Origin of the sequence: Bradyrhizobium sp. I71 (assembly GCF_022354745.1) — a bacterium.
In the GTDB taxonomy this organism is placed as follows: Bacteria; Pseudomonadota; Alphaproteobacteria; order Rhizobiales; family Xanthobacteraceae; genus Bradyrhizobium; species Bradyrhizobium liaoningense.
Genome location: NZ_CP059398.1, coordinates 3,804,102 through 3,816,963, shown reverse-complemented (window position 1 = coordinate 3,816,963; position 12,862 = coordinate 3,804,102). Strand labels below are relative to the sequence as shown.

At 60.4% G+C, this 12,862-nt stretch carries 12 protein-coding genes; 3 read left to right on the top strand and 9 right to left on the bottom strand.

Translation table 11 applies throughout. From position 1 onward, the window contains the following. Positions 1-2,064, bottom strand: coding sequence for a 2Fe-2S iron-sulfur cluster-binding protein (locus FJV43_RS18575; RefSeq protein WP_239629170.1), 2,064 nt, complete (start codon positions 2,062-2,064; stop codon positions 1-3). A 25-nt stretch (positions 2,065-2,089) separates the two neighbouring features. After that, entirely contained in the window at positions 2,090-2,812 is a 723-nt protein-coding gene (locus tag FJV43_RS18570) for a Spy/CpxP family protein refolding chaperone (RefSeq protein ID WP_239629169.1), read from the bottom strand. Positions 2,813-3,035: 223 nt separating this feature from the next. On the opposite strand from FJV43_RS18570, the gene FJV43_RS18565 reads away from it, so the two are divergent. Next, positions 3,036-4,793: a DUF3141 domain-containing protein gene (locus FJV43_RS18565; RefSeq protein WP_239629167.1), complete on the top strand. Its 1,758-nt coding sequence runs from the start codon at positions 3,036-3,038 to the stop codon at positions 4,791-4,793. A gap of 8 nt (positions 4,794-4,801) precedes the next feature. On the opposite strand, the gene FJV43_RS18560 is transcribed toward FJV43_RS18565, so the two are convergent. From FJV43_RS18560 to FJV43_RS18535, 6 genes are all read right to left on the bottom strand, one after another. Then, positions 4,802-5,215 (bottom strand): DUF1622 domain-containing protein, encoded by a 414-nt coding sequence (locus FJV43_RS18560; RefSeq protein ID WP_239629166.1) that lies wholly within the window; start codon positions 5,213-5,215, stop codon positions 4,802-4,804. Positions 5,216-5,267: 52 nt separating this feature from the next. Continuing rightward, positions 5,268-6,524, bottom strand: a complete 1,257-nt coding sequence (locus FJV43_RS18555; RefSeq protein WP_239629164.1) for an OpgC domain-containing protein — start codon at positions 6,522-6,524, stop codon at positions 5,268-5,270. A 15-nt stretch (positions 6,525-6,539) separates the two neighbouring features. After that, positions 6,540-7,190, bottom strand: a complete 651-nt coding sequence (locus FJV43_RS18550; RefSeq protein ID WP_239629162.1) for a VTT domain-containing protein — start codon at positions 7,188-7,190, stop codon at positions 6,540-6,542. A gap of 304 nt (positions 7,191-7,494) precedes the next feature. Then, on the bottom strand, positions 7,495-7,836 hold the full coding sequence (locus tag FJV43_RS18545) for a hypothetical protein (protein ID WP_239629160.1): 342 nt from the start codon (positions 7,834-7,836) through the stop codon (positions 7,495-7,497). A 382-nt stretch (positions 7,837-8,218) separates the two neighbouring features. Beyond that, the gene (locus tag FJV43_RS18540; RefSeq protein WP_239629159.1) at positions 8,219-8,413 is read right to left on the bottom strand and encodes a hypothetical protein; all 195 of its coding nucleotides are present in this window, start codon (positions 8,411-8,413) and stop codon (positions 8,219-8,221) included. 1,076 nt (positions 8,414-9,489) lie between these two features. Then, positions 9,490-9,765, bottom strand: a complete 276-nt coding sequence (locus FJV43_RS18535) for a hypothetical protein (protein ID WP_239629157.1) — start codon at positions 9,763-9,765, stop codon at positions 9,490-9,492. Between the two features lie 153 nt (positions 9,766-9,918). Between FJV43_RS18535 and FJV43_RS37235 the strand changes: the two genes are divergently transcribed. After that, the gene (locus FJV43_RS37235) at positions 9,919-10,386 is read left to right on the top strand and encodes a hypothetical protein (RefSeq protein ID WP_345946195.1); all 468 of its coding nucleotides are present in this window, start codon (positions 9,919-9,921) and stop codon (positions 10,384-10,386) included. On the opposite strand, the gene FJV43_RS18525 is transcribed toward FJV43_RS37235, so the two are convergent. Further along, positions 10,380-11,795, bottom strand: a complete 1,416-nt coding sequence (locus FJV43_RS18525) for an MBL fold metallo-hydrolase (RefSeq protein ID WP_239629155.1) — start codon at positions 11,793-11,795, stop codon at positions 10,380-10,382. The genes FJV43_RS37235 and FJV43_RS18525 overlap by 7 nt on opposite strands. 192 nt (positions 11,796-11,987) lie before the next feature. Between FJV43_RS18525 and FJV43_RS18520 the strand changes: the two genes are divergently transcribed. Next, a complete protein-coding gene (locus tag FJV43_RS18520) occupies positions 11,988-12,824 on the top strand; it encodes an LOG family protein (RefSeq protein ID WP_239629154.1) in 837 nt (278 codons plus the stop codon). The last annotated feature ends 38 nt before the right edge of the window (positions 12,825-12,862 follow it).

The following is a 12,862-nucleotide window of genomic DNA, read 5'->3' as shown; positions in this document are numbered from 1 at the left end:
TCAGGCCTCGACGACCAGGTTTCCGATGGATTTCGCCTGGCAAGCCAGGATCATGCCCTTGGCTCTGTCCTCCTCGGTGAGCGCATCCTGGACTTCCATCGTGACGCTGCCTTCCAGCAGGTGCGTCTTGCAGATGCCGCAGATGCCCGCGCGGCAGGAATAGTCGATCGGCACGCCGACGGACTCGGCGACTTCGAGCACGCTCTTGTCCGGAGGCAACGGCGCGACCTTGCCTGATCTGGCGAAGCGGACGGACGCCGTGGCCGGACCGATGGCTGCGGCGCGACCGTTCTCGGACTTCGTGCTCTCGGTGACGGTCCTGCCGGGAGGCGGAACGGCCCCGAGCGCGGGGCCGAACGCCTCCGTCTTGATCTGTTCGGACGGGACTCCAAGCTCGCCGAGGGTCTTCTTGATCGCCTGCATCATTCCGGGAGGGCCGCACAGATGCACACGGCGTCGGGCCAGATCGGGGACGGCCCGCGTCAGGAAATCGGCCGTGATCTGGCCCTCGCTTCCCATCCACGACGTGCCGGCCGCGCGCGCCATAGTGGCTGCGACGTGGAGATTGTTCATCCGCCGCTGCAGGTATTCCAGCTCGTCCCTGAATATGAACTGTTCGGTCGTCTGCGCACCGTACACCAAGTGGACTTGGCCCGGCCAAGCGATGTCGAACAGATACCTTATCGCAGCCATCAGCGGCGTGATACCGACCCCCCCGCCGATCAACACGACGCTGTCGGCCTCCTTTCCACTGAAAGTGAAGGCGCCGGAGGGAGCCATCACGTCGAGCAGGTCTCCTTCTTTGACCTTGTCGTGCATGTAGTCGGAGAAGACTCCGCCGTCCTCGCGCTTGATGGTGGTCTCGACGTAAGCCGTCTGGGCGGCGGATGACGCGATCGTGTAGGATCGCCTGACGGTCTTCCCGTCGATCTGGGCGGAGTAGGTCAAAAACTGGCCGGGAAGAAACGTGAAAGGAATCGAGCCGCCTTCCGGATCCCGGAGACGAAAGGTCTTCACGCTCTGAGTTTCCCTGAAGATCGCGCAGACCTTGAGCTTGCCTTTCCAGAGCTGCCCCGGCGTCGTCGACCCCCCGGTTGCGCGCGTCGTCGAAACCGCAGTTCCTTCCGGAGAGTCGCTGCGCGCAACCGATGGCTTGACCGCGGGGCCATCGCTCGACCCGACCTGCCGCTGAAACGCCGGCGAGGCAGCCTGCGGCGTCGCTGCGAACGCCGGCGCCTTTGTTAGCCTATCGACGAGAGCGTTGGCTCGGCGCATTCGCGCCACATAGACCGCAAGCATCCCCGACGAGAAGGCCGCGAGCAGTCCCATCGTTACGACGTGAAACCAGGAAATGCCCAGGACTCCGTCCGCAGTGAAGGTTGCGGGCGGCGGCAGCAGATTCATCTGCGCCTTGAACCAGTTTTGCGCGATGTGCTGCGGAGACTTTCCTTCGCTCAACGAACGCAGCACGGTCACTCCGCTTTGCACCTGATCGAGGGACCCGCGAATTTGTCCCGAAGCCTGATCGGCGGCGGGAATGTCGCCTCCCGCCATGGCATGACGCAGTTTCGTTTGCGCGGCGGCAAGACTATCGAGACCGGAGTTGATGCGGGCAAGGGCCTCGGATTCAAAGCCGCGCCGCTGCTCGGCCGAGAGAGCGGGCATTTCCATCAACGCCGGATAGAACTCCTTGCGTGGGCGGCCCATCATCTCGCCCATCATCCCCGTTTCGCCCATCATGCCCGGATTGGATGATCCGCTCGACGAAGGTGCCGGCGGGCCGCCACCTGGAGCTGCCGTGCCGTTCGATTGAGGAGCGCTCGCGCCTCCGGAGCCGGGAGTGCCGGGATGATGCGCCGAGTGATTGTCCTCGGCCTGCGCCAACCGCAAATCGGCCGGCCGTCCGAACTCCGCATCGAGACGCTTGGGGCTATCGCGATCCCGTAGCTGCTCTGCCGAGAGCTGCGCGGTTGCAGCGATGGAGGCCCCTGCGAGAAACAGGGTGCAGAGGCCCGCCACCCAAAGACCACCGCGATTTCGAAACACCAGCTCGAATATCGACATGGCCTCTGCCTTCACGAAGAGGTCGTCAGAACGTCGCGATCAAAGGCAGAAGGATGGCATCAGCCGTCTGCTTCTGCCCGTCGCTGAGGGACCCGTACAACCGAGCGAATGCAGAGCGCGCCGATTTGATCGCTTCCAAGCGCTCACCCAAATGATGCTCGTAGCGGTCAAGGCGCTCGGGGCCGGCCGCTTTGTCATCCATCACCAGCAGCTTGCGCGCTTCCAGCAGGTGCTGACGGCTGGAGCGCAGCGCGTCCGCCAGAACGTTCCAATCGGCCGTCTGCTTGTCGGTGATCTGCAACTCGGTCTTGAGGAACGCGATGCGCCCCTCCAGTCGTTCGGTGACGTCGGCGGGGCCGCTCGCGCTTGCACCGGTACCGGAACCCATGCCGTTCATCTGCTGATTCATGCGGCCATGCATTCGCTCCATCATTTGCATCATCGGCATCATGTTGGAGTCGCGCGGCTGACAGCCGGCTCCCTGACAGTCCTGCATCTGACCCGGCATGGGCATCTTCATCTTGTCGTCCATGCGACCGCCGCCAGTGCTCTGCGATTGGCTGCCGGGCTGCCCCATGTTCCCCATGTTGTTCGTGGTGCCGCTGGACGAATCGGGTTTCATCTTCATCTCGTCCATCATGGCAAGCTGCGCGCGTTCCGCCGCCACAAGCTTGCCCGCAGGCGACCCAGCAGCCAGGCCCAGGACGGTAACCGCCGTTATCGCAACGAACCTCTTGATATTATCCATGGCCTATCTCCTATCGTGACGCTGATGGATGCCCCCGACTTGCCTACCAACTCAGGACCGGATCAAGTTGAGCCAGATCAACAGCGCAAGTCGAGCCAGACGGCAGATTGGGCGCACCAGTTAGTATAGACGGAGAGCCCGCTGAAAAATTACAGTGGTCTCGCGCCGCCAGTTTCGCTACCAGCTTCCTCGTCCGAAATCGGTGAGGCATGAGGCAGGCCCAATGCAAGCTTCCACCTGCACGCAATGCGTGCCGCAAGAAGCCAATCGTGACGGTCGTGCTGACGGCGGCTTCGAAGAGGCACGCGATCGCCTCCTGAACCCGGCAACGGATCATGGTGCATTATGGGCATACGGTCGCGATTTTTGGGAACGTTCGATCCTCTTCTGGGACACGCTTCGACGACGAGCCGACGATCTGATCGAGCATGAGCGCCGGGGGCTGCCGCCTCTCCTGGACTTCCGCTTCGAGACGATTCTCGACGCGCGCCGGTTCGAGCGTCCGGTCAATTGCGTGCTGCTGCGGATCCTGCCCGGGCCCGGATCCGACATCGGGCGAGGCAGCGAGCAGAAGCCGCCGATATTGATCCTGGATCCGCGGGCGGGACATGGGCCTGGCATCGGCGGATTCAAGCAGGACTCCGAAGTGGGCGTCGCACTCTCCGACGGAAATCCGGTCTACTTCGTCTCGTTTTTCCCGCAACCTTGTCATGGGCAAACCCTCGCCGATGTGCTGCACGCGCTCCGGCGCTTCGTGGAGGCCGTGGCCCATCGCCACCCGGATCGTCCGCCGATCCTTTACGGTAATTGTCAGGCCGGCTGGGCGGTCACGCTGCTTTCGGCCGACTGCAGCGGCCTCGTCGGTCCGGCGGTACTCAACGGGTCTCCCCTCTCCTACTGGTCGGGAGAAGTAGGGATCAACCCCATGCGCCTCGCGGCCGGGTTCAACGGGGGAGCCTGGCTTGTACACCTCGTGTCAGATCTCAGCGACGGCCGATTCGACGGCGCCTGGCTCGCCCAGAACTTCGAGAATCTCAAACCCGAGGCACAGTGGGAGAAATACGCCGATCTGTTCACGCATATCGATCGGGAACGCGACCGCTTTCTGGAGTTCGAGCGCTGGTGGGGGAGCTTCTTCTTTCTCAGCCGTGAGGAAATCCTGGCGATCGTCGAAAACCTGTTTATCGGCAATCAGCTCGAGGGCGGCCGCTTCCGAATCTGTGAACACTGCTTCGCCGACCTTCGCCGCATCCGCAACCCGCTGGTGATCTTTGCCTCCTACGGCGACAATATCACGCCGCCGCACCAGGCGCTCGGCTGGATACCCGTCGTGTACAAGACCACGGAACAGCTGATTCAGGCCGGTCAACGCATCGTCTATCTGACGAACCCCCACGTGGGCCATTTGGGAATTTTCGTCTCCGCTAAAATCGCCCAACGCGAGCACCGGGCCATTCTTGCCAGCCTCTCGGAAATCGAAGGGCTGCCACCCGGCCTATACGAGATGAAGATCGAAGAGGCCGACTCTTCGACGGGCGCGTCCAAACTGCCTTTTGCGGTTAGGTTCGAATCCCGACGTGTCGAAGAACTTAAATTCCAGCCGCCGGATCCTGCTTTCGAGCGCATAAGGGATTTCTCAGAGGCGGCAGAAACCATCTACAGGACTTTCTTCAGCCCCTTCGTCCAGTCCACCTCGAATCCCTTGACGGCGGAAGCGGCCAAATGGCTTCACCCGATGCGGATGAGCCGCTATCTGCTCTCGCCTTCCTTTTCGCCGTGGCTCCGCGGACTTCCCGGACTTGCCGGTTCGATTCGCGATACCCGCGTCCCGCTGGCGGAAGACAATCCATTCCTGGCCGCCGAGCGGACGCTCATCGGCTCAACAACCTCGCTAATCGAGGCAAGCCGAATAAACCGCGACGCCGCTCTGGAACGCATGTTCGAAGTGCTGTACGGCCGTGCTTCCTCTCGCGGAGTCTGATCGCCCGTTCATAGTTCGGCGCGATCGGTCTCGTCGGTGATCGACCTGCGCCGCTGCCAAGGCAATCGGCCCTCGATCTCAACCTGAAGCGAGAAGCTCAAGAAGGTGCGGATCACGATAATAAGAGCAAGGATACCCAGCCGATCGAATGACGGCACTATCGCGACCATACCGATGATATCGGCGGCAATCAGGAACTCCAACCCGAGCAAAATTCCTCGGCCGAGGTTCGCCCGATACGAACGAAATGCGTCGGCAAATCCCCCGTGCCGCAATTCGCGAAGCGACCAGACCGTGGCGGCTAACACGCCGCAGACGATCACCACCACTCCGAGCAGTTCGATCGCCGACGCGGTCCAGTGAAGCCCGTGCAGAATTGCGCCTTGCGTTTGCTCGTTGAAGATCCGCTCCGAGGTTATCATCAGCGTCCCACCTTACGCTTCACCCACCCGACGGACGATCTTGGTCCGTCGACTAGATTTGCGGCTCGTCACCTGCGCCTGCCGGCGTCGATCTATTCCCCCCGGAAGACAAACTCTTGTCGAGCTGCTTCGACCAAGTGCGATAGTAAGCGATGATCGTCAGGATGCACAGGCCGGCGGCGCCGACCAGGAGCTGGACCAAAATCCCCTCCGAACCGAATTCCAGCACAAAATGGGCCACGAAAGAAAGAAAGAGACCCACGCAAAAGACCGGCAACGATTGCTGGCCGCACCTGATCAGCGGCTTGAAGATGGGCCACTGCAATCCGGGCCAGTCGATGGGAATGAGAGCGACGACGATGAATACCAGGCTGGCCAAATGGATCACTCGGTAAGGCGCGAGATTGGTCTTGTCGTTGGGGATGAACATTTCATCGATCGAGTCGGGGATGAGCTGTCGTAGCTCCGGAATCCGCTCCGCCAGGGTGATCACGAGAGCAAACAGCAAGAAGCCGGCACTAAGCGCATAGAGAATCCGAAAACGGAGCAGCCATCGACTGGCCTCGGCGCCCCCGAGCGCGAGCCAGGCCCCAAGAACGAAGAGCAACTGCCAAGCATAGGGATTGAAGTACCACACTCCCGCAGGATAGGATTCGAAGTTCCAGCCGTAGTGACGAGCGGCCAGGTATAGCCCGATCGATCCGATCATGACGGCGTTGCGCCATCGCAGCATGAACCAAAGTACGATCGGGAATGCCGCCATCAACACGATGTAGAGTGGCAGGACGTCGAGATTGAGCGGCTTGAATTTCAGCACCAAGCCCTGCGAAAGCGTCTCGACGGGAAAATTCATTAGGTGCGCGACGTTGAATTGATCCATGAGATGCGGATCATCGAACCTGTGCGAAAGGTAATGCACCGAAGTGAGGTAAAACAGGAAAAGCAGCAAATGGGCGGCATAGAGTTGCCACACTCGGCGCAACAGCCTGGTCGCTCCGACTACAAAGCCGCGATCCATCATGATCTTACCGAATACGAAGGTCGCGGTGTAACCGGAGATCAACACGAACAGGTCGGCTCCATCGCTGAAGCCGTAGTTCCGGGTGGTGAACCAGGCGAGCGCCGAGTCCGGGATGTGACCCAGAAAGATCAGCCAGTTCGCCAGTCCGCGAAATAGATCGAGGCGGAGATCGCGCTGAGACTTCGGCAGCACAGATCTCACGGTGATCGTTTCCCAAAGCCGCTCTCGTACGAAGATCGCTATCTGCAGCGTCCGGCCGGTCGCACGGCCAGTCGTTTCGTCAGGCAAGCCTGCTCCCCTTCATTACTGATGATGAATTTCCGCGCCACCGGGAGGGGTGACGAAAGTTCGTATCTTACGGCTCGTTGTCATACGGGCAACCATCAGGCTTCGTACTCGATAATGAACGCGGTCGGCGGGCGAACCGCGTTGGGTGAGGAAGCGCAGGGCCTCGGGAAAGCGAACGGCTAGATATGCATATGCCAAGTACTTGATGATCTTCCCGGCAAGAATGGCGACGAAGACGTCAGCGATCGGGGGTCGATAGATTCCAGCTACCGCGAGCATCGGCACTTTGGGAACGGGCAGCGGCAAGGCCATCAGTGCGAATATGGCGAGGAGACCGTATTTCGACAGCCAATCCGTCGCCTGCGACCAAGCTTGCGAATCCGCGAGCTCGGGGTAACGCGCAAGCAATATGCTCCAGCCGAAATGGTGAAAGGTGAGGTACAGGCCGAGGGACGCGGTCGCGCTTCCGACGGCGGCCATCAAGGCGGTCATCGTCCATCGGCGTCGGCAGGCCAGGGACGCCACGACTACCAACCATTCCACGGGAACGCTCATCGTCAGCGTGGAAAGGAAGGCGGTCGCTCCAACCAACGGCGGAAACGAGCTGCGCTCGGCCTGACCGAGGACTATCTCGACGAGTTTGTGCGTCGTGGCGTGACCGATCATTGGCTCTCCGTCGCCCCCGCCATTTGCAGCCGTTCTCCCTGTTCTGGCTTGAAAGCCTCAGTCGACCCGCCGAGATCGACCGGTGCAGGTTCGCCATTTTGAAACTCGCCCAATGGTCGACCTGCACCGGCCTCCAAGGCGCATCATCGTCTTATGATCGTCGAGGCGATGATAGCAGTTCGATCCATATTCGAACTCTGTTGCCGCTTGAGGGAAATCTCCCAGTGGCGACAACAGAGTGTGCCCGACAGTCCGGGGCTATTCTGATCTGTCGGGCGAAGAGCACTGCCGTTCCCTTGGTAGGCTACTTGGAGCCGGTCGACGGCGCAGCGGAAGGATTCGCGCCGGTGGTCGCGGTTGAATCTCTCGACGGAGCTGAGCCGTCCTGCTTCATTCCCGACCCCATCCGACCATGGTCGCCTTCCATTCCCTTTCGGTGCATTTGGTCCCCCATCTTGCCCATCCCATCCCGCATCATCTCGTGGCCCATGCCGGACCTCGGCTGAGTGGACGGATTCTGTTGGGGGGCATTCTGCTGATTCTGATTGTCCGGAGTCTGCTGCTGGGCAGACGCAACCCCGGACACGCCCAAGATCGCTGCGAGCGCGACAGCTGCCGCAAGCCTTCCTTGACCGATGTACTTCATCGTGATCTCCAATTCGTGATGTTTGGCGGCCAGTTTCGATGACTGGTGTCGGGACGCTATGGCCGCTCGCCGAGCTCACATTGACCAATGTCAAATGGAAGCCGTGCGGCCAAGCAATCTTTTTGCGTCAGTTCGGTGTAATAGATCGAGGCACCCGTCGTCACTAATTGGTGGCTGTTCAGTGCGCCAGCTTTCAACAGCGTGGGACCTCGATAGCAACTGCAGCCGAAATTGAAAGAAGGGCTCGATGGCCCAGGCCGTTGACATCGGATTGTGGCGGAGTCGGTTGGAGCCGAGTGCGCCTCTCCGCGTGTGCCAAAACGGAAGGCCTCGACCGGCTGCTGTTAGCTCTCCCTTCTCGCGCATTCCACGACGGCAACATTCATTGGTGGCTGCAAGCCGAAAGTAGGCGCTCCTTCCAGGAACGATCGGACGTGGCGAAGACGTTGTAGCCGACCCATCGGTGTCGCTTCATGCGGTCGAGCAGGCGAAGATCGTCGAGCCTGACGAACCTCCGGACCGCAGGATCGAACACCATCAGCGAAAGCGAGTTCTCTTCCATGAGAAAGCGCGACACGGAATGCTTCCTTCGGAGCCATGCTCTTCGCAAACGACCAGACAATCTCCGGCCAGCATGCCGCGTGCGCCGCGCAGCGCCTCGATCTCGACCCCTTCCACGTCCAGCTTGATCACCAGGGGCGCGACGCGTCGATGACCCGCATCTCGGCAAGGCCATCGAGGGATACCGTTTCGACCGCCCCCGGTTCGGATTGTCTACCGGCACGGTTTCGAGCTTCTCGTGACTTGTCCCCGTGACTCGGGCGAATCCGCTCCCACCTGCGATCGCGGCGTGAAGGCAACGGAAGCGATTCCCATTAAGCTCAGCATTCCGATTCAGACGCTTCACGTTCAAGCCACCCGCCTCGATCGCAAGCGCCTGTTGCGCGCCGAAGGGCTGGCTCGAGGCGAGGACCGACCAGTATCCGAAGTTTGCGCCGCAATCGACGAACTCATACCTCTCCTCGCGCGCGCAGTGCAGGAGAGCGTTTATCTCTTCTTCGTAGTCGTAGCTGCAGTTGAGGAGCCTGCTCCAGTAGGCATTGCAGAACGCATGGCGAATGTAGCGTCCTCATTTAGCCGCATGACGATTTCGCGGTGCGCGGCGACCGAAACGATTAGGCGACAACCCAAGCCGTAACCGCGGTGGCCAAAGGGCCCTGTGGCAACCGACCCGGCCTGCAGCGCCAAGACGGTCGCCCGGTCGAGCAAGTTTGCTCCCGCCAACGTCCGCTTTTCCGATCGAACGTCATCGTTTCCGGTGCGGAGGGAGCTGAAGCGCCGCGTGACGATATTCCCATGATTCCTCGCTGGCGAACGGTTACCGCGCAGAAGACGTCGCCGCCGTGCCGCACTCGGCGTGCACAGGGGTCTCTGCCGTGAGGCCAAGGGACGATGCCCCGACCAGCACCATGGCTTTCGGCCGGTAAAGGGCGGCGGGATCGTTGTCCGCGGTCCGCCGATATGCTGCGAGCTCCCAGCGGGAGGTCAGCGTGGGCGGGTTTATCAATTCGGCGACCTCCACCGCCAATGCGTTGACACACAGCATTCCGCAGCATTGACCGTGCGAGGACTTTCGACGGTCAGGCTCGTCCACTACATTCGCCGATCGTTCGCCGGTTCCGTCATCGCCTGCCTCTTGAACGGGTGCGGAATGATCTTGCACGCAATGGCTGGTATGGACGTAGGCAACCGCATGGTCCACTCCTGGTGAACGTGGGCAATGCCCTTGCCGTGTTCATCTTCGACGAGACAGGAAGCGGCGCGCGAGGAGAATGCAAACCCAAGCGGGGATGCCAGCAAGCAAAGCAGATAGAGCAGAGCGAGTAGCTTACCTGCCTTCAATCGCTTGGCCTTGGTCAGGCGCGTCAACAAACTCGAACGTTTCCTCGCCGCAACGAATCGTTGTTGCAATGTAGGCCCAAAAATATTCGAAGCGAAGCCGGAAGAGCAGTTCACCACGTGGAGTACCGACCATCCATTCTGCAGATCCTACTCTGCTAAATTAGTTGTTGGTGACCGGAAGTGATCTTCAAAAATAACTCGAATGAACCTGTAAGAAATCCGAGCCTCACGCGTCGCGAATCGCTGCCCTCTTTTTGTGCTTTGAAGACCGCCTCGAGGCGGGCAACTTTTGATCTGGCTCAACTGCACCGCTTGAGACTGAGCTTGATTGTTTCTGAAACAGACATCTGGTTTGATTGCCCCTTGAAAGAACTTCGTCGAAACAGGAGAAAGAAAATGAACGCCCGCAAATTGTTTTTGGCCGCAACCATTGCCTCCTTCGTTACGCTGCCAGCAATCGCGCAGACCGCCCCTTCCCCGAGCGATGGCGGACATCACTATTCAGGTGGACCAAGGGCCGAGCCGCACCACATGGGAAAGAAAGAGAGTACGGCCCCGAAGAAGAAGTCCTCCGGCGGCAGCCATCACTATGGCGGCGGACCCAAGTCCGATTTGCCGCATCATATCGGGCCCAAGAAGGATCAATGATCGGAGCGCGGTGATCCTACGAACTTGGCTTGTGGGATCACTGCTTCGTTCAACCGAGCCTCCTGAGTTCGTTCAGGCACGATGCAGGTCCATCCCAGTTCCTTCGCGATGCGAGTCTGCAGCGCCCGGGCGGCCCGCGGCTCGCCATGAGTAACGAACGTCCTCCTCGGCGCTGCCCCGGCGCTCTTGAGCCATTCGATTGTCTCGTCGGCATCCGCGTGTGCAGAAAGGGCATCGATGTTGCGAACCTCGGCGGCGACCGGGACATCCTCGCCGTGGATCCGGATCGTCCTTGCACCTGATATCATCGCCGCCCCTCGCGTCCCCTCGGCCTGATAGCCTGCAAACAAGACCGTACTCTTCTGATCCGACGCGAAGCGCTTCAGATGATGGAGCACCCGGCCGCCGGTCGCCATTCCGCTCGCGGAAATAATGACCTTCGGAACTGGGCTGTCGCTCAGGCGCTTCGAATCTTCGACGGAACGGATATAGGTCGCGACAGCGCATGTTCTAATGCATTCCTCGTGCGACAACTTGTGATCGGACCTGAATTTGCAGAAGATTTCGCTCGCATCGACGGCCATCGGACTGTCGAGGAAGATCGGAACGTTGCCCAGGCCACCGGCCAATTTGATGCGTGCGAAGTAGTAAAGCAGCGCCTGAACACGGCCAACCGCGAACGCCGGAATGACCACGGTGCCACCGCGTTTCGCCGTCGTGCCGACGATCTCCTCGATTGTACGTTGAGGATCGATCTTCGGGTGCGAGCGGTCGCCATAGGTCGATTCGACAACGAGGTAATCGGTTTTTGCCAACGGCTCGGGCTGCAGCATGATCGGATCGTCGTGCCGACCAAGGTCGCCGGAAAATGCGATCGAGGTTCGCTCCCACCCAATCTCAATCGAGGAAGCCCCCAGGATGTGGCCGGCCCGTCGGAGTACCAGATTTGCGCCGCCCGGCAGGCTGTGGTCCTCGTGAAAAGATGTTGGCTTCAGCAGACGCAGGGCCGCTTCGGCATCCTTTACTGTGTAGAGCGGAAGAGCAGGCTTATGCTTGGAGAAGCCGCGCTTGTTGGCAAATCGCGCATCCTGCTCCTGCAGATGCCCAGAGTCGCGTAGCAGCACCTCGCATAGGGCGGCTGTCGCTTCGGAACAGACGATCGCTCCGGCGAATCCCTGCCTCACCAGAAGGGGAAGCGCGCCGGAATGATCGAGATGGGCGTGGGTCAGGACGACGGCGGAGATGCCGGCTGGTTGGACCGGGAATCTGTCCCAATTCATCTCGCGAAGAGACCGGCCGCCTTGAAAGAGACCGCAATCGACGAGAATCCGATGAGACGGGGACTCGAGAAGATATTTGGAGCCCGTAACCGTCCCCGCCCCACCCAAGAAAGACAAGTTCAGACTCATTCCGTCACTCTGAATTGCGGACCAGACCGTTCGCTCCGCTGGCGAGCGGCCGAACGGAGATCCGGAAGATCGGAGCGCTTCGGCAACCGGTCAAGCAGAAGCTAGATTCCGGTTGCGCTTTATTGATCTAGTGGGACAGTGTAGTTGGCAGAAGGAATAGTAAAGGCGATATATTTTGATACGGAAGTTGTAATGGACGACACCCCACAGACGTCTAGGGAGACCTTTCGTCCCTCGAACAACGAGCAACTGGATTCGCCCGCCTACACTCTAGCTGCACTCGATCAAGGCTTTCTCCTTGGCGATTCCATGCGTGGGGTACGGTTCCTGCTGGAGTACGCAAAGGCCGAGGAATGCCTGAGATCGTGGGGCATCCGGTCGACCATCGTCGTTTTCGGGTCGGCAAGAGTTCGAGAGGATGGGCCTGAATCGCACGCGCGATGGTATAGGGAAGCACGCGCGTTCGCGCGCTTGGCCTCCGAACGCGGTGGCGCCCTGACCTCGAACGGCGGCCTCCGCGACAACGTCATCGCGACCGGCGGTGGCCCGGGGATCATGGAAGCCGCAAACCGAGGAGCGGCCGACGCGGGAGCGCCTTCCATCGGCTTCAACATCACGCTTCCGGGGGAGCAACAACCAAACCCTTACTCCACGCCAGCGCTGACCTTTCAATTCCACTATTTCGCAATGCGGAAGATGCACTTGGCCATGCGCGCCAATGGGCTCGTCGCGTTCCCGGGAGGCTTCGGGACTTTCGACGAGTTGTTCGAAATCCTGACGCTGCGGCAGACGAAGAAGGCGCCGGCCATTCCGATCGTTCTGTTTGACGAACAATACTGGCGGTCTGCCGTCAACTTCGAGGCGCTGATCGACAGCGGCACGATCGATCGATCCGACTGCGATCTCTTCCGGTTCGCGGAAACCTCGGAAGATATTTGGTCCAAACTACTTTCGTGCGGTCTCGGCGCACCCGGTCTTTCCTGTCCGGCCTCGCAATTCAGCCGCACTACGTCCTCGAACGCGAGTTAGACCTCTCGCTCTACCCGCAATATGTCTGAATGAGCGTG